This is a genomic window from Streptomyces sp. NPDC086549 (genome assembly GCF_044746205.1).
Lineage (GTDB): Bacteria > Actinomycetota > Actinomycetes > Streptomycetales > Streptomycetaceae > Streptomyces.
Map to the genome: position 1 here is coordinate 32935 of NZ_JBIVBS010000009.1, position 25253 is coordinate 58187.

23 protein-coding genes and 2 pseudogenes are annotated in these 25253 nt (G+C 69.7%); 15 read left to right on the forward strand and 10 right to left on the reverse strand.

The genetic code is table 11. From position 1 onward, the window contains the following. Window positions 1-36: 36 nt before the first annotated feature. Complete coding sequence (locus ACIPSA_RS26600; protein WP_402638669.1) at window positions 37-1044, forward strand: NADP-dependent oxidoreductase; 1008 nt, start codon at window positions 37-39, stop codon at window positions 1042-1044. A 57-nt stretch (window positions 1045-1101) separates the two neighbouring features. On the opposite strand, the gene ACIPSA_RS26605 is transcribed toward ACIPSA_RS26600, so the two are convergent. After that, window positions 1102-2253, reverse strand: a complete 1152-nt coding sequence (locus tag ACIPSA_RS26605; protein ID WP_402638670.1) for a glutathione-independent formaldehyde dehydrogenase — start codon at window positions 2251-2253, stop codon at window positions 1102-1104. A gap of 287 nt (window positions 2254-2540) precedes the next feature. Here ACIPSA_RS26605 and ACIPSA_RS26610 point away from each other — a divergent pair, with 287 nt between their 5' ends. Beyond that, a complete protein-coding gene (locus ACIPSA_RS26610) occupies window positions 2541-3080 on the forward strand; it encodes a DUF4232 domain-containing protein (RefSeq protein WP_402638672.1) in 540 nt (179 codons plus the stop codon). Here the strand turns inward: ACIPSA_RS26610 and ACIPSA_RS26615 are convergent, their stop codons facing one another. Beyond that, on the reverse strand, window positions 3081-5510 hold the full coding sequence (locus tag ACIPSA_RS26615; RefSeq protein ID WP_402638675.1) for a SpoIIE family protein phosphatase: 2430 nt from the start codon (window positions 5508-5510) through the stop codon (window positions 3081-3083). A gap of 319 nt (window positions 5511-5829) precedes the next feature. On the opposite strand from ACIPSA_RS26615, the gene ACIPSA_RS26620 reads away from it, so the two are divergent. Further along, window positions 5830-6273: a universal stress protein gene (locus ACIPSA_RS26620; protein WP_402638677.1), complete on the forward strand. Its 444-nt coding sequence runs from the start codon at window positions 5830-5832 to the stop codon at window positions 6271-6273. A 50-nt stretch (window positions 6274-6323) separates the two neighbouring features. Here the strand turns inward: ACIPSA_RS26620 and ACIPSA_RS26625 are convergent, their stop codons facing one another. Together ACIPSA_RS26625 and ACIPSA_RS26630 are read right to left on the reverse strand one after the other, a co-directional pair. After that, window positions 6324-7223 (reverse strand): universal stress protein, encoded by a 900-nt coding sequence (locus ACIPSA_RS26625; protein ID WP_402639298.1) that lies wholly within the window; start codon window positions 7221-7223, stop codon window positions 6324-6326. A gap of 305 nt (window positions 7224-7528) precedes the next feature. Next, window positions 7529-8086 carry a TetR family transcriptional regulator gene (locus ACIPSA_RS26630; RefSeq protein WP_402638679.1) on the reverse strand — a complete coding sequence of 186 codons (558 nt, stop codon included), beginning with the start codon at window positions 8084-8086 and terminating at the stop codon, window positions 7529-7531. Between the two features lie 87 nt (window positions 8087-8173). Between ACIPSA_RS26630 and ACIPSA_RS26635 the strand changes: the two genes are divergently transcribed. Continuing rightward, window positions 8174-9073, forward strand: a complete 900-nt coding sequence (locus ACIPSA_RS26635; protein WP_402639300.1) for an SDR family oxidoreductase — start codon at window positions 8174-8176, stop codon at window positions 9071-9073. 77 nt (window positions 9074-9150) lie between these two features. On the opposite strand, the gene ACIPSA_RS26640 is transcribed toward ACIPSA_RS26635, so the two are convergent. After that, window positions 9151-10158 (reverse strand): winged helix-turn-helix domain-containing protein, encoded by a 1008-nt coding sequence (locus ACIPSA_RS26640; RefSeq protein ID WP_402638681.1) that lies wholly within the window; start codon window positions 10156-10158, stop codon window positions 9151-9153. A 251-nt stretch (window positions 10159-10409) separates the two neighbouring features. On the opposite strand from ACIPSA_RS26640, the gene ACIPSA_RS26645 reads away from it, so the two are divergent. Further along, on the forward strand, window positions 10410-10802 hold the full coding sequence (locus tag ACIPSA_RS26645) for a peptidase inhibitor family I36 protein (protein ID WP_402638684.1): 393 nt from the start codon (window positions 10410-10412) through the stop codon (window positions 10800-10802). Between the two features lie 407 nt (window positions 10803-11209). After that, window positions 11210-11875: a hypothetical protein gene (locus ACIPSA_RS26650; protein ID WP_402638686.1), complete on the forward strand. Its 666-nt coding sequence runs from the start codon at window positions 11210-11212 to the stop codon at window positions 11873-11875. On the opposite strand, the gene ACIPSA_RS26655 is transcribed toward ACIPSA_RS26650, so the two are convergent. Further along, window positions 11849-12046, reverse strand: a complete 198-nt coding sequence (locus ACIPSA_RS26655; protein ID WP_402638688.1) for a hypothetical protein — start codon at window positions 12044-12046, stop codon at window positions 11849-11851. The two genes, ACIPSA_RS26650 and ACIPSA_RS26655, sit on opposite strands and share 27 nt — an antisense overlap. Before the next feature lie 349 nt (window positions 12047-12395). On the opposite strand from ACIPSA_RS26655, the pseudogene ACIPSA_RS26660 reads away from it, so the two are divergent. After that, window positions 12396-12527: pseudogene (locus ACIPSA_RS26660) on the forward strand (IS701 family transposase); the annotation flags it as partial. A gap of 102 nt (window positions 12528-12629) precedes the next feature. Here ACIPSA_RS26660 and ACIPSA_RS26665 read toward each other — a convergent pair. Then, window positions 12630-13151, reverse strand: a pseudogene (locus ACIPSA_RS26665) (histidine phosphatase family protein); the annotation flags it as partial. Window positions 13152-13485: 334 nt separating this feature from the next. On the opposite strand from ACIPSA_RS26665, the gene ACIPSA_RS26670 reads away from it, so the two are divergent. The 3 genes from ACIPSA_RS26670 (at window position 13486) to ACIPSA_RS26680 (ending at window position 15984) form a co-directional block, all read left to right on the forward strand. Next, window positions 13486-14151, forward strand: coding sequence for a response regulator (locus tag ACIPSA_RS26670; RefSeq protein WP_402638689.1), 666 nt, complete (start codon window positions 13486-13488; stop codon window positions 14149-14151). Next, window positions 14148-15245 carry a sensor histidine kinase gene (locus tag ACIPSA_RS26675; protein WP_402638691.1) on the forward strand — a complete coding sequence of 366 codons (1098 nt, stop codon included), beginning with the start codon at window positions 14148-14150 and terminating at the stop codon, window positions 15243-15245. Before ACIPSA_RS26670 ends, ACIPSA_RS26675 begins: the two co-directional genes overlap by 4 nt. A gap of 106 nt (window positions 15246-15351) precedes the next feature. After that, entirely contained in the window at window positions 15352-15984 is a 633-nt protein-coding gene (locus ACIPSA_RS26680; RefSeq protein ID WP_402638694.1) for a TetR/AcrR family transcriptional regulator, read from the forward strand. 118 nt (window positions 15985-16102) lie between these two features. On the opposite strand, the gene ACIPSA_RS26685 is transcribed toward ACIPSA_RS26680, so the two are convergent. The 3 genes from ACIPSA_RS26685 to ACIPSA_RS26695 all read right to left on the reverse strand — a co-directional run bounded on the left by ACIPSA_RS26685 (window position 16103) and on the right by ACIPSA_RS26695 (window position 18826). Further along, complete coding sequence (locus tag ACIPSA_RS26685; protein WP_402638696.1) at window positions 16103-17110, reverse strand: zinc-binding dehydrogenase; 1008 nt, start codon at window positions 17108-17110, stop codon at window positions 16103-16105. A gap of 51 nt (window positions 17111-17161) precedes the next feature. Then, window positions 17162-17779, reverse strand: coding sequence for an NADPH-dependent F420 reductase (locus ACIPSA_RS26690; RefSeq protein ID WP_402638697.1), 618 nt, complete (start codon window positions 17777-17779; stop codon window positions 17162-17164). 72 nt (window positions 17780-17851) lie between these two features. Then, a complete protein-coding gene (locus ACIPSA_RS26695) occupies window positions 17852-18826 on the reverse strand; it encodes a zinc-dependent alcohol dehydrogenase family protein (RefSeq protein WP_402638699.1) in 975 nt (324 codons plus the stop codon). A 239-nt stretch (window positions 18827-19065) separates the two neighbouring features. Here ACIPSA_RS26695 and ACIPSA_RS26700 point away from each other — a divergent pair, with 239 nt between their 5' ends. The 5 genes from ACIPSA_RS26700 (at window position 19066) to ACIPSA_RS26720 (ending at window position 25080) form a co-directional block, all read left to right on the forward strand. Further along, window positions 19066-19704 carry a nucleotidyltransferase domain-containing protein gene (locus ACIPSA_RS26700; protein ID WP_402638701.1) on the forward strand — a complete coding sequence of 213 codons (639 nt, stop codon included), beginning with the start codon at window positions 19066-19068 and terminating at the stop codon, window positions 19702-19704. Between the two features lie 259 nt (window positions 19705-19963). Then, window positions 19964-21673 carry a PHP domain-containing protein gene (locus ACIPSA_RS26705; protein WP_402638703.1) on the forward strand — a complete coding sequence of 570 codons (1710 nt, stop codon included), beginning with the start codon at window positions 19964-19966 and terminating at the stop codon, window positions 21671-21673. Then, window positions 21670-22287: a hypothetical protein gene (locus ACIPSA_RS26710; RefSeq protein ID WP_402638705.1), complete on the forward strand. Its 618-nt coding sequence runs from the start codon at window positions 21670-21672 to the stop codon at window positions 22285-22287. The genes ACIPSA_RS26705 and ACIPSA_RS26710 overlap by 4 nt, the downstream gene beginning before the upstream one ends. Window positions 22288-22831: 544 nt before the next feature. Beyond that, window positions 22832-23593: a DeoR/GlpR family DNA-binding transcription regulator gene (locus ACIPSA_RS26715; RefSeq protein WP_402638708.1), complete on the forward strand. Its 762-nt coding sequence runs from the start codon at window positions 22832-22834 to the stop codon at window positions 23591-23593. A gap of 119 nt (window positions 23594-23712) precedes the next feature. After that, window positions 23713-25080 carry an ABC transporter substrate-binding protein gene (locus ACIPSA_RS26720; RefSeq protein WP_402638710.1) on the forward strand — a complete coding sequence of 456 codons (1368 nt, stop codon included), beginning with the start codon at window positions 23713-23715 and terminating at the stop codon, window positions 25078-25080. Window positions 25081-25253 lie beyond the last annotated feature (173 nt).

Consider the following 25253-nt stretch of genomic DNA (forward strand, 5'->3'; position numbering starts at 1 on the left):
TATGGTCACCGGGAGCCGTGAACGACAGGAGGCGCCATGTCCGCGACCAACCGCCAGATCCGCCTGGCAGCCCGCCCGGTGGGCGAGGTCGACCCCGATGACTGGGAGCACTTTTCCGGACCCGTCGAGGACCCGGGACCGGGCCGGTTCGCGGGCCGGACGCGCGTCATTTCCCTGGACCCGGCCATGCGGGGCTGGCTGGACGACCGCCCCTCCTACCTTCCGCCGGTGGGTATCGGCGAGGTGATGCGCGCCGGATCGGTCATCGAGGTCACCGCATCCAATCACCCCGGCTTCCAGCCCGGTGATCACGTGGTCGGCACGTTCGGTGTCCAGGAGTACGTGGTCTCCGACGGCAGAGGCGCCATGAAGATCGACACCTCTCTCGCCCCGGCCTCGACATACCTGGGCGCGCTGGGCATGCCCGGCATGACCGCCTACTTCGGCCTGCTGGACGTGGGGGCGTTGAAGGACGGCGAGACCGTCGTGGTGTCCGGGGCCGCCGGTGCGGTCGGCACCATCGCCGGTCAGATCGCGAAGGCCAAGGGCTGCCGGGTCGTGGGCATCGCCGGGGGCCCGGAGAAGTGCGCGTTGCTCACCGACGAACTGGGATTCGACGCGGCGATCGACTACCGCACGGACGACGTCCGCAAAGCGCTGCGCAAGCACGCGCCCGACGGCATCGACGTCTACTTCGACAACGTCGGAGGGGAGATCCTCGACGCCGCCCTGACCCGGCTGGCCATGCACGCGCGTGTCGTGGTCTGCGGTGCGATCAGTCAGTACAACAACGCCACGCCGGTCAAGGGCCCCGCGAACTACCTCTCGCTGCTGGTGCGCCGTGCCCGCATGGAGGGCTTCGTCGTCTTCGACTACGCCAAGCGCTATGCGGAGGCCGCGCAGGAGATCTCCGGCTGGATCGGCGACGGCCGTATCAAGGTCATGGAACACGTGGTGAAGGGGACCGTGGACGAATTCCCCGAGACGCTGCAGATGCTCTTCCGCGGAGAGAACGTCGGCAAGCTCGTGCTCGAACTGGCATGAAATGAAACGGGCGTGCACGATGCGGGGCACGTGCACGCCCGTTGCCGGCTCCCGCGCTCACGCCGCGAGCGCGTGACCCGGATGCAGTACGACCTTGGTGTAGCCCTCGATCCTCTGGTCGAACTTCTCGTACGCCTGCGGGGCCTGGTCCAGCGGCAGTTCGTGGGAGACCACGAAGCTGGGCTTGGCCCGCCCTGCGATGATCAGATCACGCAGCTGGCGGTTGTAGCGCTTGACGTTGCACTGGCCGGTGCCCATCTGCTGGCCCTTCTCGAACATTCTGCCGATGGACACCAGTAGTTGGCCGTGCTTGGCGTGTTCGTCGGGTCCGCCCGGATCGGACGGCACGTACAGACCCGGTACGCCCAGCATTCCGGTGGGCCGTACCGTCTCGACGATGTCGTTGAGGACGGCGGCGGGTTCCTCGTGGCTGGCGTCGTGCGCCTGGGCCTGATAGCCGACGGCATCGACGCCCTTGTCCGTTCCCTCTCCCTGGGTCTGTTCCCTGATCTGCTCGGCCGGGTCGCCCTTGGTGAAGTCGATCGGAATGGCTCCGATCTCCGCCGCCTTGGCGAGCCGCTCGGGTACTCGGTCCACCGAGAACACCTTCGACGCTCCGCGCAGGAGCGCGGAGTAGGCGGCCATCAGCCCCACCGGTCCGGCGCCGAAGACGGCCACGCTCTCACCTGGGGTCACCTGGGCGAGTTCGCATCCGTGGTACCCGGTCGGGAAGATGTCGGCGAGCAATACGAAGTCGGTCTCGAACTCGTTGCCCGGCGGCAGTTTCAGGCAGTTGAAATCGGCGTAGGGCACCCGCAGCAACTCCGCCTGGCCGCCCTTGTACGGGCCCATCGCGACATAGCCGTAAGCTCCGCCCGCGAAGCCCGGGTTGACCGTCAGACAGAATCCGGTCTTCCCGGCGAGGCAGTTCTTGCAGAAACCGCAGGCCACGTTGAACGGCATCACGACGCGGTCTCCCTGCGCCAAGGAGGCCACACCGCTGCCGACTTCCTCGATGATGCCGAGGTTCTCGTGCCCGAAGACTATGCCCGCCTCGGCCGCTGTCCGGCCCTCGTACATGTGCAGGTCGGACCCGCAGATCGCGGTCGACGTAACCCGTACCAGCACGTCGTTCGGGTGCTGGATCTGCGGATCGTCGACATCCCTCACAGCCACGCTGAAGGGCTTCTCGTAGACGACTGCTTTCACCTGGATCACCTCCGCGTCGAGCGCTGGACGACGACGGGCCGCTGTGACGGGCGAACGCAGGACGGGTCGAAGCCCTCGGCCCGTGTCGTAATCCCAGGCGCTCTGCTTCTCCACCGGATACTTCCAGGAAACGCCCTCAGGCAGAGGGGGTGCAACCCTGGCCCGGATCGCATGCAATCCCATCAGAACGGTGGGAAATTGGTCCGGTACAACTTTTTCCGCCGAGGGAGCATCTAAGGAGGTAACACACATCCACCACCCGTTCGCCCGATGGCGGTGTTCATGCCATGTCTGATCGTTCTCGTCCTTCCCGGCGCCGCTCCCGGCGCGTGGTGATCGCCTCACTGACCGCCGTCCTCGCAGGTGGCGCGGCCGCCGGCGCCGCGTGGGGTACGACCACGGCGGCGCACGCGTCGAGTGGTCTCCGTACGTGCACCGTGAGCGACCTGTATGTGTCCATGGGGCGCAAGGAGGGTGCGGCGGGCTCGCTGTACTGGCCGATCCGGTTCACCAACACCAGCACCGCTCGTTGCACGCTGCGCGGATACCCGGGCGTCAGCGTCCTCGACACCGCGCACCGCGGGATCGGCCCGTCCGCCGCCCGCACCGGAGAGCCCCACTCGACCGTCACGCTCGCCCCGGCCCACTCCGTGTCCGCGGTCATCCGCACCACCAACGGACCCATCGGCGGACCCTGCCTGACCACCGGCACCTACCTGAGGGTCTACCCGCCGGCCTCCCGCACCCCGGTCCTCGTCCCGGCCCAGTGGACCATCTGCTCCCACACCTTCCAGGTCGGCCCCGTCACCGCTGAGGGCACCATCTGATCACCCCGGAATGTACCCACTCGGGCGGGCCGCCCCCGCCCCCGCAACAGCGGCCTCTTCGGGAATGGCCAGCTCGGCCCAGATCGTCTTCCCGGATGCGGTGTACCGCGTGCCCCAGCGCCGGGCCAGCTGGGCGACGAGGAACAGGCCCCGGCCGCCCTCCTCGTCCTGACGCGCCCGCCGCAGGTGTGGTGCGGTGTGCGCGCTGTCGGAGACCTCGCACAGCAGACAGCGGTCCCGGATCAGCCTCAGCACGACGGGCCCGGCCGCGTACCGGATGGCGTTGGTGACCAGTTCGCTCACCACGAGTTCGGCGGTGAACGCCAGGTCGGACAGACCCCAGGCGTCCAGTTGGCGCTCCGTGAGCGTGCGGGCGCGGGACACCATGGCCGGATCGGCCGGCAGTTCCGAGTCCGTCACCTGGCCGGCGTCCAGCCGCCGGGTCCGGACGAGCAGCAGCGCGGCGTCGTCCACCTGTGGTCCGGGCGGCAGGACCGACAGTGCCCGGTCGCACAGCTCCTCCAGCGGGAACCGCTGCCAGGTGAGCACCTGGGCCAGGCGGTTGATCCCGGTGTCGATGTCCTGGCCCCGGCCCTCCACGACGCCGTCGGTGAAGAGCGCCACCACGCTGCCGGTGGGCAGGTCCAGCTCCACGTTCTCGTACGGCATGCCGCTGCCCAGCCCCAGCGGCGGTCCCGGTGTCAGCGCCGGCAGGGCCACCGAGCCGCCCGCGTCGGCCACCATCGGCGGGGGATGGCCCGCGCTGGCCCAGACGCACCTGCCGCTGACCGGGTCGTAGATCGCGTAGAGGCAGGTCACCCACAGAGCCTCACCGCTCAGCCCGCCGTCCACTTCCGGCTCCGCTCCCTGTCCGACCAGATCGTCCAGGCGTATGAGCAGCTCGGCCGGGTCCAGGTCCAGCTGGGCCAGGGTCCGTACGGTGGCGCGCAGTTGGCCCATGGTCGCGGCCGCGTGCACACCGTGGCCGACCACGTCACCGACGATCAGCCCCACCCTCGCCCCGGACAGCGGGATCACGTCGAACCAGTCGCCTCCCACGCCCACACGGCTGTCGGCGGGCAGGTAGCGGTACGCCACGTCGACCGCGCTCTGCTGAGGCATGTGCTGCGGCAGCAGGCTGCGCTGCAGTACCAGGGCTGTCGCATGCTGGCGGGTGTACCGGCGGGCGTTGTCGATACCGACGGCGGCCCGCTCGGCCAGTTCCTCGGCGAGCGTCTGCTCCTCGGGGCCGAAGGGATCGGGGTTGCGGCTGCGCCGGAAGGTGGCGAGACCCAGGACGGCCTCGCGGGCCCGCAGCGGGACGAACAGCGAGGAGTGCGAGGCGGACCCCGCCTCGTCCGGTGCCCCGCGCGGCGAGCCCTCGACGATGGAGCGGCCCGTGGCCAGGCTCATGGCCTGCGGAGATGACGGTGGGTACGAGACGGGGCTGGTGCGGAACTCTTCCGGGCTCCTGCCGTACATCCGCAGCAGGCTGCGTTCCGGCGCCGAGCCCGTCGGTGGGTGCCGTCCCTCTATGACCGCCTCCGGCAGGTCCACCAGCACCTCGTCGGCCAGCTGAGGTACCGCCACGTCGGCCAGCTCCGCGGCCGTACGGCGCACGTCGAGCGAGGCACCGATGTGCTCTCCCGCCCGCACCAGGAGCGACAGCCGTTCCTGAGCGCGATAGCGGTCGGTGATGTCCACCGACTCCTCGAACAGTCCGAGTGGCTCGCCCCGGGCGTCCAGCATCCGGTAGTAGGAGCAGGACCAGACGTGCTCGCGCTCCGGGTCCATGGGGGCGCGCCCGCGATAGTGCATGCCGATGACGGGTTCCCCGGTGGTCAGCACGTGTCGCATCAGCTGGTCTTCGGTCGGCGGGTGGTGCCAGGAGATGATCTCTCCTTCCGGAAAGAGATCCGACGCAGGCCGGCCGGTGTACTGGGCGACGCCCATGAGCTCCTGGTCGGTGGAGGCGTTCCCCCAGACGACGCACATGTCGGTGTCGAAGATCGTCAGGCCCAGGGGAGACTCGCTCATCAGGCCCTGCAGCATCGCCAGCTGTGCTTCCCAGCTGCGAAGCGCCTCCAGTTCGGCCGCCACCACGACGGCCGCGGCGTTGCCCTGGCGCGACAGCGGGCAGAACGTCACCGCCGCGGGCAGCGTCCGTCCGTCCCGATGGCGGAGGTCCAGCACGGCGCTGCGGGGCATGTTCGCCTTGCAGAGGGCGAACGGCAGCTGCCCAGGGGCCGTCGCCAGCAGCTCGGCTGCCGGCCGGCCGAGTACGTCCTCGGCCGGATACCCGAGCAGGCACTGGGCCGAGGATCCCCATCCGGTGATGCGGCCGTCGCCGTCCAGCACGGCGGTGGCGGCCTTGGAGAGGTCCACAGGACTGCGGAACTCGACATTGGTCGCCTTCGGAAAACGATCCATGACACCGCTTCCCTTCGTGCCCCCTCAGCATCCCGTGCCGCAAGTCGGGTCACAACCGCACGCGCCGTGGGCACGATGAGCAGGTCGCCGTGCGCAGTGGCCCGGGCCGGAGAGATTTCCGAGTGGATCACATAGGGCGACTGTCGGTTTCTTGCCGTGACGAGTGGGCGGGGCGGTTGCGGAGGTGGCGTGCCCCGGGCGGCAGGGCCGCCCTCTTGGCCCCGCTCACCTGGCGGACCGCCGAGGAGCCGCGCAGCGTGGACGCAAGGGGTGTGGACAAGCGCGGCCGGCCGCGAGGTCGACGGGAGAGGTGGGACACATGGGCAGGGATGCCTCGGGGCCCCGCGTCGTCGTGGGCGTCGACGGGTCGCCGGACTCCCACGCGGCGCTGCGTTGGGCCGTCCGGTACGCCGGTCTCGTCGGCGGCGGCGTGGACGCCGTGGCCTCATGGGAGCTACCAGGGGCCTACGGCTGGTCGGCACCCGCCGTGGACAGCGACTTCGACGAGGAGACCGCCCGGCAGGCACTCGCCCAGGAACTGACAGATGTCCTCGGTGCCGAGGGAGCCGCCTCGGTCAGGGCACTTGTGGTGCGGGGCAACGCCGTCGACGTGCTTCTCAGGGCGGCCGAAGGAGCTGAGGTCCTGGTCGTCGGCAGCCGGGGGCGGGGCGGTTTCGCGCGCGCCCTGTTGGGGTCCATCAGCCAGCATGTCGCGCAGCACGCGAGCTGCCCCGTCGTGATCGTCCGCCCGGAGGTGTTGTGACCGGGCCATGGGCCGGGGGAGAGCCGGATGGTTCACGTCGTGCCGCGACGTCAGGACCGGTTCTGCCCGGCTGAGGCGGTCGTCTTCGGCACGACGATGACAGGACAGCGGGCATAGTGCAGCACGCCTTGGCTCACCGAGCCGAGCAGCATGCTGGTGAAGCCGCCGTGTCCCCGGGTCCCCACCACCAGGCCCAGCGCGTGGGCGGACGCCTCGGTCAGCGCCTTCACGGGATGGCCACTGATGAGCTCGTGGCGCACCTCCACGTCCGGGTACGCGGTGCCGCCGCCGACGCTCTCGTGCAGCAGACGACTGCACTCCTGCTGCGCCGCGTGCTCGTCGAGCACCCCGAGCAGCCCGGGCTGCCACACGTACAGCGCTCGCAGCGCCGCACCCCGCAGGGCGGCCTCCTCGAAGGCGAAGCCGACGGCGGCGGCGGAACGCGCGCTGCCGTCCACGCCGACGACGAAGTACCCCGGCTGCTCGGCGGTGTGCTCCGACTCGGGCACCACGACCACTGGGCAATGGGCATGCGCCATGACGGGCAGGACTATCGAGGCGGCGCCGAACACCTCCTTGACCCGGCTCATGTGCCACGACCCCAGCACGACGGCAGTGGCGTCGTTGCTCTGTTCCGCCAGGATCCACGCCGGATTCCCTTCGGCCAGCAGCCAGCCCACCTCGACCTGCGGCTGCCGGGCCTCCGCGAAGGACACCGCCGCCTTGAGCACCTGCTCCCCGGCCACGTGCATCGCCTGGTTCCACGCCTCCCAGGAGGCAGGCACGTGCCATCTCCGGAACTCGGGGGTGGGCACGCCTTCGGCGTTCACCAGGCGCAGCGGCACACGGCGCCGTGCCGCCTCGTCGGCCGCCCAGGCGAGCGCCATCCGCTTCGCCGGATCGGGATCGACACCGACCACGATCGGCCGGTGGTTGTCCGCTCGGGCCATCGTCATCTCCAGCAGGGACCGCTGATGCATGGTGGCCGCCACTGCGAATCCATGCATATATCGGATGTTAGAGACTTTCGGGTCATCCGGCATGGGCTGTTCGGCCCGACTGGGGAGTATGCGCACGCAGGGCCGCAGTACCGACCGGTGCATCGCCGGCCGGCGGACGTCCGAACAGCAATGCGGCGGATGTCCGAACGGCGATGTTCCGTATGGCTCCTGACCCCTTCTCATGCCCGACGGCCGCCTCGTTGCGACGCCTCCTGGCGCCCCGCTGCGGCTGACCAGGGCCTGGATCGGAATTGCTATTTCAGAGCACGCAGCGCCGCCGCGGCCTCCGCGATGCAGGCGTCGAGACCGCGCGGCTCCTCCGCCGAGATCCAGCGGGCGAACGCGACATGGAACACCGTCACCGCCATGTGGGCGGCCAGGCCGGCGTCGGGCTCGGTCACGCCTCGCCTGCCGAGTGCCTCGGACGTCGTATCCGCCATCGCCGCCAGTTTGAGCAGCTCGCGCTCGTGCAGGCCGGGGTTGGCCGCGATGATCCGGGAGCGGCGAACGGCGTGGTCGCGGCGGTCTGCCAGCAGAGCGCCGCCCGCGACCATCCCGGCCAGTGCGGCGTCGAGCGGCGACAGGTCGCCCGACGCGGCCAGGATCGCGTCGTACGCGGTCCGCTGCATGGTTTCGGAACTGTCGAAGAGGACCTCGCGCTTGTCGGCGAAGTGCCGGAAGAAGGTGCGCTCGGTGACGCCGGCGCTTTCGGCGATGTCGCCGGCGGTGGTCTGCTCGAAGCCGCGCTCGGCGAAGAGTTCCATCGCGGCGCGGATCATCCGCCCACGTGCATCCGGCTCCCAGCGACCCATGCCGAGGAGTGTAGCGATGACAGTTACTGACATGAGGTGGTAGCGTCGATGTCAGTCACTGACATACCCATGGAAGGGATGCCCGCCATGCGCGTCTTCGTCACCGGTGCCTCCGGGTGGATCGGCTCGGCCGTCACCGACGAACTCCTCGCCGACGGCCACGAGGTCGTCGGCCTCGCCCGCACCGACGAGGCGGCTGCCACGCTCCAGGCGAAGGGCGCCGCCGCCCACCGCGGAAGCCTCGACGACCTCGACAGCCTCGCCTCGGCAGCCGCGGCGGCCGACGGCGTCATCCACCTCGCCTTCAAGCACGACTTCTCCGACTACGCCGCAGCCGGCCGCAGCGAGCGCGCCGCCGTCCAGCGGATGCTCGACACGCTCAAGGGCAGCGACCGGCCGTTCCTGCTCGCCTCCGGGCTGGCATCGGGCATCACCGAGCGGCCGTTCACCGAGAACGACGCGTCGCCGCACCACGGTGCCGACTCGATGCGCGGCGGAAGCGAGAACCTGGCCCTGTCCTACGCCGAACACGGGGTCCGCCCAGTGGCGCTGCGCTTCGCCCCGACCGTGCACGGCATGGGCGACCATGGCTTCACCGCGACGCTGACGAAGATCGCGAAGGAGCACGGGGCGGCCGGTTACATCGGCGACGGCTCGACCCGCTGGGCGGCCGTCCACCGCTCCGACGCGGCGCGGATGGTCCGGCTCGCGCTGGAGAAGGCCCCGGCGGGTTCTCGGATGCACGCGGTGGCCGAGGACGGTCTCCCCTCCCGCGACATAGCCGCCGCCATCGGCGACCACCTGGGCCTTTCGACGGTGTCGGTCGCGCTGGAGGAAGTCCAGGCCCACTTCGGCTGGATCGGACGGTTCTTCGGCATGGACGTCACCGCATCGAGCACCCGGACCCGGGAGTTGCTCGGCTGGGCACCGATGGGCCCGACGCTCTTCGAGGACATCGCCGCAGGGGCCTACGCACTGCCGGAGTGATCACTCCTCACCGAACAGGCCCGATGGCCACGTCGGTCAGAAGCCGGCCGGGCCCGCAGGTCAGGGCGGTCCGGCCGCTACGCCCGGCCGTAGCCCTGACCGTTGAGCAGGGTGACCCCGAGAGCCGTCGGAGTGTGCAGGACGCTGTTGCGATGCCGTTGTGTCTCGATGAGGCCGGCACCCCGCAGAACCGTGGCGTGTTCGCTGGCGCTGGCCGGAGCGATCCCCACGAGGGTGGCCAGCTCCTTGGTGCTGCACGCGGGGTGGTCGGCAATTGCGTACAGAACGGCGCTGCGCGTATGGCCGAGCAGTGCTGCCAGACCCGGTGAGGCCGGGCGCTCCGTGCGCGGGCTCGGCGAGGCCGGCCGGTACAGCGGCTGATCACCGGCGACCGGGTAGGTGAGAATGGGCTGTTGCCCGTTGTTGTCCTCGATCAGGGTTCGGGTGGCGAAGACGGAGGGAGCCAGGAGCATTCCCCGGCCACTCAAATGGAGATCGTGGTCGACACCGTTGGCCATGTGGATCTCCAGGACCGGAGGGGTCCAGCGCATCCATCGCGGGTTGGTACGACTCAGCAGGCACTCCACACCGCCCTCCGCGAACTGGCGCATCCGGAGCGAGCGGTCCGCATTCACCACACTGGTGATGTGTGGCCAGTGGGGGGCCAACAGGGTGCACCACAGCTCGTCCATGCCCTGGTACAACTGCTCCTGAAGATCGCGTTCTTCCGGTAATCGGCCGGCCCAGTCCGGAATCCCCTGTCGGCTGGCGAGGAGTTCCACCTCTTGCCGGATCCGTCGGCGGGGTGTGGCCCGCAACCGGTCGAGGAGTTCCTCGGGCGCTCCGTTCAGTGACGAGTCGACGAAGGTGGGAGACCAGCCCACTGGCGGCATCAGCGACAGCGCCATACGTCCCTGAACGGTCAGACGCCCGCGTGTCCGCCTCCGCCAGGCGTCCAGATGGAGAGGCCGGCTCCGGTCCCGCAACGCCCGCGCCGCAAGATCGAGTTCCATCAGCGGCAGCGCCGTCCGCGCCACTTTCGTGCGTGCCAGATCCTCAGCCGTGAAGTGAATGCGGTAGGTCACAGCCCTTCCCCTGTCCGGCCTGTCCGCGTCGATGTTGCACGCGATGTTCCTGTGGGGACAGACCGAATCACGCCACCTTTACACCATTTTGGATGATCGATCTCATATGTGGGCTCTTCGGGTCTCACCGAATCATGTCGCTGTGCGGCCACTCAGGAACGGAGGGTGGAGCACGGATCGCACCGGTGCGGGACACAACGGTCCAGCCGCGGTGCGATCCGCCGAATCCATTTCGACAGAGGGGTATCTCAGTGAAGCTCCGCTCTCGCCTCACGGCGGCCGCGGCGGCCGTGGCCTTCACGGCCGCTGGTGCGGTTGCCGGAACAACCGGTCCCGCCGCTGCCGACAGCGCCACGCCGCAGGCACAGGTGTGCGTCGCCGGCTACTACTGTGTGTGGACGCTCGACAGCTACGAAGGCGACCGGTACAAGTTCCAGTACAGCAACCCGGACTGGCGCCAGACCTCACAGGCCGGGGCCTACCACAACGACCAGTCCTCGTGGAATTCGGGGACCAGCGGACTGGGCGTCTACCTCATCGGCGACGGCGGCCGCATCCTCGGCTGTCTCCCGCAAGGCCACGGCTGGTGGCACCACAACCCCGCCAACCGAGGCGAAGGCAACCGGTGGACCGGCAACTGCTGACACGGCCTCGGGCCAACTGCTGAAGAACAACACTCTCCGGGCGGTCAGTTGCCGCCCGGAGAGCTCTTGGTCCCTTCACGACTCAGAGGCCGCCTCCCATGCGCATCCTTGACCATCGCATTCGGCCAGCCGCAGCCGTGGCGTTCGCGTGCTGCGTGCTCTTCGGTGGTGCCGTCACCGGCTGCCACACCCCAGCCCCCGCCGTCGTCCCCACGACCACCGGCGGCACTCTCTCCGGAGCCCGCATGGCGGAGCTGGCTCGGGAAGGGGAGCGAAAACCCCTCTTCGAAGCCCGGGAACGGTCTGTCAGCCGTTGCATGACGGAACGAGGCTGGCGCTATCGGCCCGTCCGGTGGCGGCTGCCGACACCGCAACCCGCCGCACAGGATCCGCGCCATGGTGATGACGTGCCGCTTCACCGCACGATGGGCTACGGCATCACCACGGCGCCCACGAACACGAACCGACCGATCGACCCCAACGAGGACTATGTCCGGAGACTGTCCGGGAGCGACCGCCAGACGTACTCCAACGCCCTCTTCGGCACGCCCCGACACCGGTTGGACATCACCTTGCCCAACGGCGAGGTCACCTTCGTCTACACCGACGGATGCACGAGCCGGGCCGAACAGAGCGTCTACGGCGAACTCCGGTCATGGGTACTTGCCGACACGGTGGTCGTCAACCTCCGCTTCGAGGTGGACGACCGCATCCGCCGCGACCCCGGGGTCATCGCGGCAGACCGCCGCTGGAGCGCCTGCATGGCGGCCCGCGGGTACCGCTACCGGACTCCCGGGGATGCCCAGAACCGGTTTGCAGCCCTGGACCGCAATGCCGTCTCCCGGCGGGCCGTTCAAGTCCGGCGCTCGGAGATCGCACAGGCCGTCGACGACGCCCGGTGTGATCGACAGGTCGGGAGAGCACGGCTCATCAGAGTGCTCTACCGCCAGTACAGTGATCAGATCGCCCGGGAGCGCGCTCCACAGATCCGGGCCTATCAGGCGCTGATCAGCCAGGCTCTTCGACGGCAGCCCGGGACGGACGATTCAGCAGCATCGGGTGTCCATGGCTGACCTGTCGGCCTTGTCGCTCTGGTGGCTCTGGACGGCGTCGACACCCGGCCGGTGCGTGGTGACAAAAGCGGAGACGGACCGGTGCTCCGGCTGCGCCGGCGCGATGGCCAGCAGCCCGGCTCCCATGGCCACGCCCGCTGCTGCCAGCATGAACCGCCTGTAGATGTTCATCTTCCGATTCCCTCCCTGGGGGACGAGCCGGGCCGGCCTGATGTGGCGGCCCGTGCCTTGCGACCTCGACTCTTCCCGCCGGGGAATTGAATGGGCAGCCGGTTCCGCCACCTTGATCAATGGCCGGGCAGCCGCGGACATGACCGTCTCGCGGGCGGCCTGGGCGGCCGGTAGGGCTGGTCCTGCTGGGCGATGCTTGTTGTCCGCCCGGTGATGCCGCTGGTGATCAGGTGACTGATCGCCAGTCGGGTGCGGGCAATTCCGAGGGGAGCCCGGGCAGGTCCGCGCTTGCCTTGCGGGCGCGCGGCGCCAGTACTTCGGCACGGCCGGCCGCACGGAGAACGGCCAGGTCGGCGTCCCTGGCGCCCGCGCCACCTGCCGCGGCCCTGCGCCGGTTGACCGAGAACGGTATCTGCCCGAGTTCTGGACGGATGACCACGAGCGCCGCCACGCTGCGCAGGTCCCCGTAGGGCGGACTTTCGCCACCCAGGGCGAACGGGCCGGGGCGACGGCGCTGCGGGCGGTGGCCTCGCCGCTGCCGCCCGTCGGCGGAGTCGACCGGCTGGATGCTCCAGACGTGTCCGCGCCGGATGAGGGAGACGGTGTACAGGGGCGGTACCTGGAGTGTCCAGAAGGCTCGTACCGGTGCGCTCAGGGCATGGACGAGCAGGGCTCGGACAACGGCTGGTTCGGCGAGGGCCAGGACCGGGCCTGTCTGAGGGGGCAGGCTGTCGAGCCAGTTCGCCGTGCGCCGACAGAGTTGCCGTACGGTTTCGCCGCCGTGCGGGCCGGCGTCCGGGTCCGTCAGCCAGGCGCTGTATCCGTACGGGTCCTCGGCGGCGATGTCGGCCGCTGTGCGGCCGCGCCATGTGCCGCAGTCGAGGTCGCGCAGTGCCGGCTCCACCGTGGTCTTCAGCCCGAGCGCCACAGCGGTCCGTGCGCAGCGGGCGGACGGCGACCGCAAGGCCGACGTGTGGGGAGGAAGCGCCGTCAGGACCGCGCCGACCTCATGCAGGGTGTGCTCACTGAGCGGGGCGTGACCGAGGATCGCATCTGCGGGTGCGTCCTCGGCGTGCACGCACAGCAGTGTCAGGCGGATCGTCATGCGACTGCCCTCCTACTTCGCCCGGCCGGACGCCGGGGGCGTGTTGTTGCCCGGTCGATGCCGGTCCGCGGTCGTGGTGACGTCCGTCCGACGGGAGCGGGCGGTCTGCCCTGGCCACCGGTGCCGCCGGGGAGCGCATGGCGGCAGACACGTTGTGCGGATGTCCTCCAGGGTTGGCGAATCCCGCGGCCGAAACCATCCGGCAGAAGTCCGGAACGTCCCCGCCGACTGGCTGGGGACAGGCCCGCCACCTGGATGGCCTCGGTATGGGGAAGCGGGGTGCTCGTCGGCGTGGTACCAATCGGAAGTGTTCCGATGGTGAGTGGGAGCACGCGTGATCCGGGTACTGGTGGTCGACGATGAGGCTCTGATCCGCACGGGCTTTCAACGCATCCTGGACGCTGCGGACGACATCGAGGTCGTGGCCGCGGTTCCTGGCCGGGAGGCGGTCCAGACGGCGCAGGAGCGGCGTCCCGACGTCGTGCTGCTGGACATTCGCATGCCGGATGTGGACGGACTCACCGTCCTCGCCGATCTGCGCGGACTGCGGGAGCCACCCGTGGTGGCCATGCTCACGACGTTCGACATGGACGAGTACGTGGCCACTGCCCTGCGTCGCGGCGCGGCAGGCTTCCTGCTCAAGGACACCGACCCGGAGGAGCTCCCGTTTCTCGTCCGCGCCCTGGCCGACGGGGGCACCGTACTGTCGTACAAGGTCACACGAGCGGTCGTGGACGGGTACCTCGAGGCCGGCTGCCAGGGACCTGACGTTCGCAGTCTGGACGCGCTGACCGATCGTGAGCGTGCGGTGCTCGTCCTCGTCGCGGAGGGACTGTCCAACGTCGACATCGCCGCCCGGATGCACCTGAGCACCGGCACGGTGAAGGATCACGTGAGCGCCATTCTCACCAAGCTGGAGGTGGGCAGCCGCGTCCAGGCGGCCCTGCTGGCCGAACGGGCCGGACTCCTCAGACCGCCCCGGGACCTGGAGCCGGGATGATGTCCCGCCGCTGCGCCGACACGCTGCGCGACGTCGCCTTCGTCGGCGCGGCACTGCTCGACGTCCGGGTCAACGTCTCCCTCGACGATCCGCTGCGCATGGGTGCGGCCCTGGCCGCTGCCTGCCTGCTTCTGCTGCGTCGGCGCTGGCCGCTGTTCGTCTTCCTGTTCACCCTGCCCGCGGTTCTGTTCTCGGACGCGGTTGTCGCTTGTCTGGCGGCGCTGTACACCCTCGCCACGTTCACTCGGCGCCGGACCCTGCTGGCGGCCTGTGTGATGGCGTTCACGCTCAGTGACATGGTCTCGTGGCCGCGCCTCGACCTTTGGAACACCGCGGCCGTGATCACCTTGGGTTATACGGCGGCCACGGCCGCCGCTGTCGTCTTCCTCGGCCAGCTCGTGCAGGCCCGGCGTGATCTGTCGCTGCGGCTCGCCGAGATTTCGCTGGCGCGCGACCACGAGCGGCGGCTGACCGCCCAGGCCGCGCTGGCCCAGGAACGCGCGGAGCTCGCGCGCGAGATGCATGATGTGGTGTCCCACCAGGTCAGTCTGATAGCGGTGCGGGCCGGAGCACTCCAGGTCGGCACGGGGGACGCCGAAGCCAAGGACGCCGCGGCCACGATCCGGCGGCTGAGCGTGCAGACGCTGGACGAATTGCGGCACATGGTCAATGTTCTGCGTGACTCGCAGGGCCGCCCCACGGAACTGACGCCGCAGCCGTCCCTGGCCGACCTGCGGCGGCTGGTCGACGCCAGCGGCATCGACACCGAACTGGCGACGGACCTGCCCGGGGGCCTTCCGTCGGCCCTCCAGCGCGCCGTCTACCGTACCGTGCAGGAAGCGCTCACCAACGTACGCAAGCACGCACCCGGTGCCACCGCGACCGTGCGCGCCTCCTACCAGGGTGACGCCGTCCGTGTCACCGTCAGCAACACCGCGCCGACCCGGCCCGCTCTCCCACTGCCCAGTTCGCACTACGGCCTGGTCGGCCTGCGGCAGCGCGCCGCCCTCCTCGGCGGCACCGTCACCTCCGGCCCGACGGCGGACGGCGGCTATGAGCTCCTCCTGGAGCTGCCGGTCGAGGAGGAGTTGTGACGGGGTACGACACCCGCTGCGCTGTGACTTCCGGGCCGTGAAGCAACGGTGTTGAGGCGGTTGCCGAGGTTGATCACGGTTGTTGTACGCGGCGTACAGTTGTCCCATGGCCCGGCCTCGGCAGTTCGACGAAGAAGAGGTTGTTCAGGCTGCCCGAGACCAGTTCTGGTCGGTCGGCTACAACGGCACCTCCATCGACGACCTGAGCGCCGTGACAGGCTTGGGCCGCGGGAGCCTGTACGGAGCTTTCGGGGACAAGCACGTGCTGTTCCTGCGGGCTCTGGACAGCTACAACAGCGCCGCGCTGGAAGCCTGGGGCTCCGCACTGGGTGGTCCCGGCCCTGCCCTGCCCAAGCTGGAGCGGCATGTACGCGATGTCGCCGAGGGCATCACCCGGGACGTGGAGCGGCGCGGATGCATGATGGCCAAGATCGCCGCCGAACTGTCGTCCGTCGACGAGAGCGTTGCCGAGCGGATCGCGGCTACTGTCCGCGGGCTGCACAGCGCGCTGCGGGACTGCATCGCACGGGCCCAGGCGGAGGGCTCGCTGGACGCCGGCACGGACGCGGACAACCTCGCGAGCCTCCTCCTTGCCGTGCTCCGAGGGCTTGAGGCCCTGGGCAAGGCGGGAGCCGCCCCGGAGGTCGTCAACGGGGCTGCGGATCAGGCCTTGGCGCTTCTTCCCCGCGTTTCGACGGACGGGCGTGCCGCGGGGTCCATGTCCTCGGCCGGGGTCTGATCGCCGTTCCGGCACCCACCGGTTCCGGCACATCCGGCGCACGGGCGCACTTTCGGTCGCCTGCGTCCTGCCGAGAGCCGGCCGGTTGCCACCAGGACTTCCGTCCGGGCAGCGGCGGCTACGCGGGGCGGACGAGGACGGTGCCGACCTTGCCTGGGCGGACCGCGTGTCGCACGGCGTCGGCCAGCTCGCCGAGGCCGTACGTGGCGGCCACGTCGAACTGGTCCTTGAGCGCCAGCGCCATCAGCTTCGCGGTGGCGACGTCGGACGCCCGCCGCTCGGCGGAGGCCTCGGAGAGCCAGCGGCCGATGCTCTTGCCCCGCAGCGTCAGCGACTTGTGCAGCAGCACCGACGCAGGCACCGAGATCGGTTCCTCGGCGATCTGCCCGTAGCTGACCAGCTTTCCGCCCGGCGACAGCAGATCCAGAAGGCTCTCCGCGAGCTTCCCGCCGATCGGGTCGAAGGCCACCGCCACCGGACGGCCGTCGGCCGCCCCGCGGACCTCGTCGGCCCAGCCCTGATGCTCTGTCGCCACGACCGGCACGTCCGGGAACCGCTTGCGCAGCTCGGCGGCACCGCGGTCGCTGCGGACGACGTTGACGAGCGCCAGGCTGTGGACTTCGCATGCTCCGGTCACCAGTCGCCCGACCGACGACCCCGCGGCGGTCTGCACCAGTAGACCGCCGTAGCCGAAGGCGAGGTGCTCCTGAGCCTCACGGCGCAGCATCACCGTGGTGAGCGGGTTCACCAGCATCTGGGCCGCGATCTCGTCCGACAGCTCGTCCGGTACGGCGACGACCAGTTCGGCGTCCGCCACGATCCACTGGGACCACGCCCCCGGGTGGGGGAAGACCGCCACCCGGCCGCCGACCTCGACCCCGGGCGGCACGCGCGTGCGCGGGCCGATCGCCTCCACCACGCCGGTGGCCTCGATACCGGCCGGCACCGGCGTTGCAGCCTTCCCCGGAAAGGCCTCGACGGCCTGGAGGTCACCAGGGTGCACCGGGAACGCGGTGGTACGGATGAGAACCCGACCGCCCTCCGGTGCTGCCGGTTCCGGCTCCTCGATGACGGTCAGGACGTCGGCGGGCGACCCGCCATGGGTGTAGACGACACGACGGTTCATGGTTCGGTTCTCCTCCTGCACGCTGGTCGGGCGCGGGGTTCGACCAGGGGGTCAGCCGGCGTCCTGCAGCAGCAGGTGCTTCGCGCTGAGTGGACCGTCCAGCTGCATCAGCCGCCCGCCTTCTCGCAGACCGCCGAGGTCCAGGGCGGCGAACCCGAATTCGCCCAGCAGGGCGGCCACGGCTTCCTTCGCATCGGCGTCGTCACCCGCGTAGAAGGCCACTTGCCGGCCTTCGGCATGCCGGGGGTCCGCGGCGATGAACGAGGCGAACAAGGTGTTGAGAGCCTTCACGACCCGGGCGCCGGGAAGGTGCCGGGCGACCCACTCGCTGCCCGTGAGGTCACCGACGTCGTACCGGCCTCGCCAGGGGTTGGCCGCGGCAAACTGATTCGTCGTGTCGACGACGATCTTCCCGGACCAGGTGGTGAGGTCTGTCAGTTCCGGTACGACGAAGAACGGCACCGAGAGGAACACCAGCTCCGGCTTCACCGCCTCCTCGGCCGTCACCGCGTGGGCCTTCGGCCCCAGCCCGCCCACGAGGGCCTCCAGGGTCTCCGGGCCCCGGCGGTTGCCGATGAGTACCTCATGGCCGTGGCGGACGGCCTTGTCGGCCACCGCCTGGCCCACCTCTCCTGCGCCGAGTACGCCAATGGTGCCGTGTGTGCTCATGGTGCTCTTCCTTGATCGTGTGGAAAGACCGTCCGGGCCGCCGGGCGCATGCGCGCTGTGCGGTGGCGGCGCCTACGAGCGGTGGGGATTGAAGTCCAGGAGAACCTTGCCGTTCTTGTGCAGATGTGCGAGGGCCGCGGCGAAGTCCTCGGCCTTGTGGACGGGAGCCGAGGGCAAGGTCAGCCTTCCCTCGGCGACAAGCCGCGCGGACTCCGCGCCCAGGGCCGGATGACGGAGCAGGTACTGGTCCTCGTACATCCAGAACTCCGTTGTGGTGATGTTCTTCGACTTCAGCACGTTCTGGTCGGGGGTGAAGGGTTCGCCGCTCATGTAGCCGTAGATCACCAGCAGGGCGCCTTCGGTCAGCACGTCCAGCAGCAGTGAGGTGGCCTTTCCGCTGACGCCGTCCAGCCCCAGGAGCACCGGAGCGTCGCCGGTGATCGCACGCACGCGCGTGGCCACGTCGGGGGAGTCGACCAGCACGATGTCGGCGCCCAGTTCCTCGAGCTCGGTGACCGGCTTCTCGCGGCGGACGATGTTGATCGTGCGAAGCCCGCGCTCCTTGGCGAAGGCGATGACGGACCGGCCGACCCCGCTGTTCGCCGCGTTCTGCACCACCCAGGAGCCGGCCGGAAGGTCACGCGACTCCACGAGCAGCGCTCCGGTGGTGGGATTGATGGTGAGCATCGCGGCCTGTTCGAGGCTGATGGACTTGTCCACGGCCGTCAGCTTCGCGGCCTCCGCCAGGACCTGTTCGGACCAGGCGAAGGTGCCGAAGGGAAGCAGCACCGTGTCGCCGGGGCGGACGTGGGTGACGTCCGGCCCGACGGCCAGGATCGTGCCGACTCCCTCATTGCCGATGACGCTGGGCAGTTCGGGGCGGACCGGATAGACGCCCCGCGCCAGGAGCAGGTCGTGGTGGTCCAGCGGGGCGTACTCGACCTGGATGAGCGCCTGGCCGACGGCGGGAGCCGGTGGCTCGGGAACGTCCACGATCTTCAGGCTCTGCTCAGGCTCCCCGAACTGGGTGAGATGGATCGCGAGCATGTGACTCGTCTCCTCGCAGTGTTGCGGATGACGAAAGGGGTGAGCGGCGTCCTCGCCCTCCGCGCCCGGGGCCCTGCCGATGCCCTCGTTTCCGGAGGAAGTCCTCCGGTGTTCCTGTCCTCGGGGCTGCCTTGATTGTCAGGTTTTGTACCTACTAGTAAATAACTCAACCCCGCGGGGTCGCAACCGGCGGGGGATTCGGCCGCTCCTGGGCCGGGGTGCGGCAGTAGGTTGTGCTGATGACCGGACCCCTGCCGCCCGGCGGCGTCGTGCTCGACGCGGACGAACTGGATGCCCGGTGGGCGGATCCCTGGCGGCCGGAACAGGTCGCGGAACGGCTGGACGGGGCCGGTGTGCCCTGGTGCATCGCGGCGGGGTGGGCGCTGGATCTGTTCCGCGGGAGGCCCTCGCGGCCGCACGGTGATGTGGAGATCGCGGTGCCCGCGGCGGGCTTCCCGGAGATCCGGGACCGTTTCCCCGAGTACGTGTTTGACGCGGTGGGTTCGGGGCGGGTCTGGGTGGGGGCGGGACCTGAGGCGCTGGCAGCCACGCACCAGACCTGGCTGCGGGATCCGGCGAGCGGCCGGTTTCTGTTCGACGTCTTCCGCGAGCCGCACGAGGGCGGGACGTGGATCTGCCGACGGGACGAGAGTCTGCGGTTGCCGTACGACGCGATCATCGAGCGGACGGCGGACGGGATCCCCTACCTGGTGCCGGAGTTGGTGCTGCTGTTCAAGGCGAAGGCGGCGCGGCCCAAGGACCGGACGGATTTCGAAGGTGTGTTGCCGCTCCTGGGCCGGGCGCGGCGGGACGTCCTGAGTGGGTGGCTGGAGCGCGTACACCCCGGGCATCCGTGGCTGGCCGAGCTGGCGGGGTAGCGGCGGCGTGGCGTACGCCTTCCTGAACGAGCCGTTCGCCGATGGCGCCTGAGCAGGTCACCCCGATGCGCCGGCCCTCGACCGCGCCCGAAGACGCCTGACGGCGGCGTCCCTCTCGCAACCCGCGCACCAGACATGCCCTAGCCGCACATCAGCCGTTCGGCATCACAGCACCGGCGGGTACCCCGCTGTTCATACGGCCTTCTCAGAATCTGCACGTCCCAAGCGTGTACGTCCCTGCCGCCCGCGGGAGTTGAGCATGAGCCACGGCCACAGCCACAGACACGACCACGGTCACCACCATCACCACCACGACAGCGGAGACGCCTCGTCGCTTCCGCCCGCCCTCGACATGTCGGTCCCGGACGAGGAACTGACCCCCAGTCAGCTCTCGCGACGCTCGATGCTCCGACGCACCGGTCTGCTGGGGGCGGGTCTCGCGGCGGGCGGCGTCCTGGGCAGCGCCGGGCAGGCCGCCGCGGCGACGCCCGCCACGGCGTACTCGAACGATCGGCGTTCCGGCGGCTATCTGTGGCTGGCCGGCGACCACCACATCCACACGCAGTTCAGCTCCGACGCCAAGTACCGGGTCCTCGACCACGTACGGCAGGCCAACGCGCACGGCCTGGACTGGATGGTCATCACCGACCACGGCAGCGAGACCCACGCCAAGATCGGGGTCGAGAAGGTCAACCCCGACATCGTCGCGGCCCGCGACCGGATCGACGACACGCTGGTCTTCCAGGGCCTGGAGTGGAACATCCCGGCCGCCGAGCACGGCACGGTCTTCGTGCACCCCGGCAAGAACGAGGTGGCCGTACTGAAGGAGTTCGAGAACTCCTTCGACGGCTCGGTGAAGAAGGCCGGCGCCGGCACGCCCGCGAACGAGGCACTCGCCATCGCGGGCATCAACTTCCTGGCCGAGCAGGTGCAGCGCCGCCGCGTGAAGGACATCCTGTTCCTCGCCAACCACCCGGCTCGCAAGGGCATCGACTCCCCGCACGAGATCCGCGGCTGGCGCGACGCGCAGCCCACCATCGCGGTCGGCATGGAGGGCGCCCCCGGCCACCAGGCGGGCGGCCTGCCCGCACCCAACGGCCCCGGATCCGCGCGCGGCATCTACGACAACAGCCCCAGCGCCGACTCGTTCGCCGGCTACCCGCTGGAGAGCTACCGCACCTGGGGCGGCTTCGACTGGATGACCGCCACCGTCGGCGGCCTGTGGGACAGCCTGCTCGCCGAGGGCAAGCCCTGGTGGATCACCGCCAACTCCGACTCCCACAACGTCTACGCCGACACCGCCGTCCGAGGCCCGAACAGTGACTTCGCCGGCAACGGCCGTTACAACGACCCGGTTTACGGTGGCGGTCTGAACCTGGGTGACACCGACTTCTGGCCCGGCCAGTACTCCCGCACCCACGTCGGCGCGTCCTGCTTCTCCTACCAGGCGGTCATGGACGGCATCCGCGCCGGCCGCGTGTGGGTCGACCACGGCGGACTGATCAGCGGTCTCGACGCCCAGCTGCGCTCGGGCGGCCGAGCGGTGACGCTGGGCGATGCGCTGCACGTGCGCCGCGGAAGCAAGGTCGACCTGATCGTCGAGATCAGCCTGGCCAACGGCCCCAACTGGGCCCAGTTCGTGCCGTCCCTGGCCCGCGTGGACGTCATCCAGGGCGACGTCACCGGCCCGGTCTCCGACAAGGACGTCTTCGCCACCCCGAACACCAAGGTCGTGAAGTCCTTCGAGGTGAACCAGTCCACCGGCTCGGTACGGCTCACCTACTCGCTCGGCCAGGTCGACAAGCCGTTCTACCTCCGCCTGCGCGGCACCGACGGCAACCGCTCGGCCGTCGGCATCAACGGCGCGGCCGTCGACCCGGCGGGTCCCGCCATGGACGTGGTCGGCGACGCCGACCCGTGGAAGGACCTGTGGTTCTACTCCAACCCCATGTGGGTCCTGCCCGCATGAGCACACCGCACGACGCGCCTGGCGTCCACTCCGTCATCGGGGTGGACGCCGGGTCGGCGAGCCTGCGCGAGGCCGACCACCTGATCCACGACCTGCTGGACCGGCTCGGCCCCCCGTCCGGCACGATCGCCTGCACCCACCTGATCTGTACCGACGAGCACAGGGGAACGGCCGTCTCCCTCGCCCTGCCCAACGCCTCCACGGCCGAGGAAACGTGGGAACACATCGCCGCATTGGAGGACCTGGACGCGGGGGCGGTTCTGGCCGGGCGCTCGTACGGCCCCGAGCGGGCGGTACGCGCTGCGGCGCTGGCGGCCGGGGAACACGCGCGCCGCGAAGGCGGGCGAGCCGTGGTCTTCGAGGGAGTCGACCGCCTCACCGGCACGATCACGGTCGGCGACCTGCTCGCTCTGACCGCCGTCGAACGGCTCGTCGTGGTCGGCGCGCCCGCGACGGAGGGCCCCGCCCCCGCGACGCCGGTCCTCACTCGCGACCACGTCCGGCCCGAATGGCGAGCCGGACGGCTGACTCTCGCCCTCGTCCCGGCGGCGGGCGGCGCGCTCGCGCCGTTCGAGGTCCCCAATCCGACCCCCTGCTGCGCCGACCACCTCTGACGCCGCCGGGCGTCGCCCCCCTCCGGCTGCTGAGCGCGCGGTGGTGAGGCCTGCCCGACCTGCCGCGCACCGGCGGCACCGCCTCCAGCAGCGGGGCGAGCCGCGTGACGTCGCCGCGGTGGCCGCCGGGCAGTGCGACCGCGAGCGGAATCCCGGTGCCGTCGGCATCCCCTGGTGCTCGCCGGCCGGGCCGCCCGGCCCTCGTCTGTGAACCGGCGGAACCGGTGAGAGCCCGGCGGCCAGGTCCCTCATGAACCGCACCGTCCAGCGCGGTGGCGACGCCGGATCACCCCGCAAGCACCGGCCGGCAAGCGGCTGTGTTGTGGATTCGGGCACCGCAGCCACCACATTCGGTTGCCGCGAGACGGCGATCATACGAGTCACACCGCGATGAGCTGCAGGAATACCGTCGAGCACGCACACCCAAACGGGCAATATCCGCTGAGCCACGGGCGGCACACCTGGAGAAGTACGGCGCTATAAATCCAGGGCGGGCACAGACGGGCAGTGTTCGCCCGAACGGGAACATCAGCGAGGTGCGTGCGTGAAAGCCGAAGAGCGGCAGCATCGAATCCTGGCTCTCGCACGCCGAAGCGGAAGGGTGGAGGTCTCCGCCCTGGCGGCCGACTTCCGGGTGGCACCGGAGACGATCCGCAGGGACCTGAACGAACTCGCGCGGGGCGGCCTGGTCCGCAGAAGCCATGGCGGTGCCTCCCCGGTGGAAAGCGCCGGGTTCGAGACCTCGCTGGCCCAGCGTGAGACACACCATGTGGAGGACAAACGCCGCATCGCCGCCGCCGCGGTGCACCTGCTCGGTGAGGCGGAGACGGTCTTCATCGACGAGGGCTACACCCACCGGCTCATCGCCGAACTCCTGCCCACCGACCGGAATCTGACCGTGGTGACCGCCTCCCTGCCCACAGCCGCGGCGCTGGCGGAAGCCTCCCAGGCCACCGTGTTGCTGCTGGGCGGCAAGGTCCGCGGCCGCACCCTGGCCACCGTCGGATCCTGGACGAGCCAGATGCTGTCCAGCTTCGTCATCGACCTGGCGATCCTGGGAGCCAACGGCATCTCCCGCGACGCCGGCCTCACCACACCCGACCCGGTGGTGGCCGACGTCAAAGCCCAAGCAATCCGCAGCTCACATCGCCGGATACTGCTCGGAATCCACACCAAATTCGGCGCGCAGAGCTTCTGCCGATTCGGGAAGATCGGCGACTTCGAGACCATCATCACCGACACCGGCCTGCCGGCTGCCGAAGCCCACCGCTACTCCCTGCACGGACCCAACGTCATCCGGGTCTGACCCCTCGCCTTCGAGCCGCCCAGCCTGAGGTCCATCCACCGCAGGCTCCTTCAAGCACGCCGTCATTCCTCGGCGTACGACCGTTCCCACCTCGTCGTTTCCCCAAGAAAGGTGCTCTCATGCGCTCCAGACCCACCAGGGCCAGACTGACGACCGCGGCCCTGACCGGCCTCACCTGTACCGCCTTGCTCGCCGGCTGTGCCGGCGCGGGAGGCAGCGGCGGGGGCGACGGTGACAAGACCGTCAACGTGCTCATGGTCAACAACCCTCAGATGCTCGACCTCCAGAAGCTGACCAAAGACCAGTTCACCAAGAAGACCGGCATCAAGGTCAACTTCACCGTGCTGCCGGAGAACGAGGTGCGGGACAAGATCACACAGGATGTCGCGACCCAGGCGGGCGGCTATGACGTGGTCACGGTCGGCGCCTATGAAGTCCCCCTGTGGGCCAAGAACGGCTGGCTTTCACCGCTGGACAACACGGTCGCCAAGGACCCCTCCTTCAAGCAGGACGATGTCTTCGCGTCCATGACGGACGGGCTGCGCGGCGAGAACGGCAAGCTCTATGCCGAGCCCTTCTACGGCGAGTCCTCCTTCCTCATGTATCGCAAGGACGTCTTCAAGGCCAAGCACCTGACCATGCCGAACCGCCCGACCTGGAAGCAGGTCGCCGACCTGGCCGCCAAGGCGGACGGTGCCGAGAAGGGCATGAAGGGCATCTGCCTGCGGGGCAAGCCGGGATGGGGTGAGCTCGGAGCCGCCCTGACCACCGTGGTCAACACAGAGGGCGGAACCTGGTTCACCAAGGACTGGAAGGCCCAGGTCAACGGCGAAGGCTTCACCAAGGCGACCCAGGAATACGTCGATCTCGTCCGTAAGCACGGCGAGGCCGGCGCCCCGCAGGCCGGATTCGCCGAGTGCCTCAATGACTTCACGCAGCAGAAGACCGCCATGTGGATGGACGCCACGTCGGCAGCCGGCCTGTTGGAAGACCCCTCCTCCCCGGTCCGCGGCAAGGTCGGCTACGCCCAGGCGCCGGTGACCGAGACCAAGGCCTCCGGATGGCTGTGGACCTGGGCCCTTGCCCAGCCGAAGGCGGGCAAGCACCAGGACGCCGGCGCCCAGTTCGTCAAGTGGGCCGCGAGCCAGGGCTACGAGAAGCTCGTCGGTGAGAAGCTCGGCTGGTCCAGGGTCCCCGCCGGCAAGCGGAAGTCGACCTACGACAATCCGGACTACCAGAAGGCGGCGGCGCCCTTCTACCAGGCCACTTTGACCGCCATCAGCGAAGCCGACCCGAAGAACCCCGGGACCCAGCCTCGCCCCACGGTCGGCGTGCAGTACGTGACCATTCCCGAGTTCCAGGATCTGGGCACCAAGGTCACCCAGGAGATCTCCGCCGCGATCGCCGGACGCGAGTCGGTGGGGCAGGCCCTCGGCAAGGGACAGAAGCTGGCTGAGCAGGTCGCCGCCAAGTACCGGAACAACTGACCGCATCCCCCATGCCCTTTGTGTGGCCCCCCTTTCCCCTCGCACAGGGGCAGGGGGGCCGACGGAGCGGAGAGACATAAGTGAGTAGTGCCCTGATACAGAAAGCAAGACGTCCAGCCGGGTCGCATACGGCTCCCGTACCTGGACAACGGTCGGGCCGGGCAAAGGCGTGG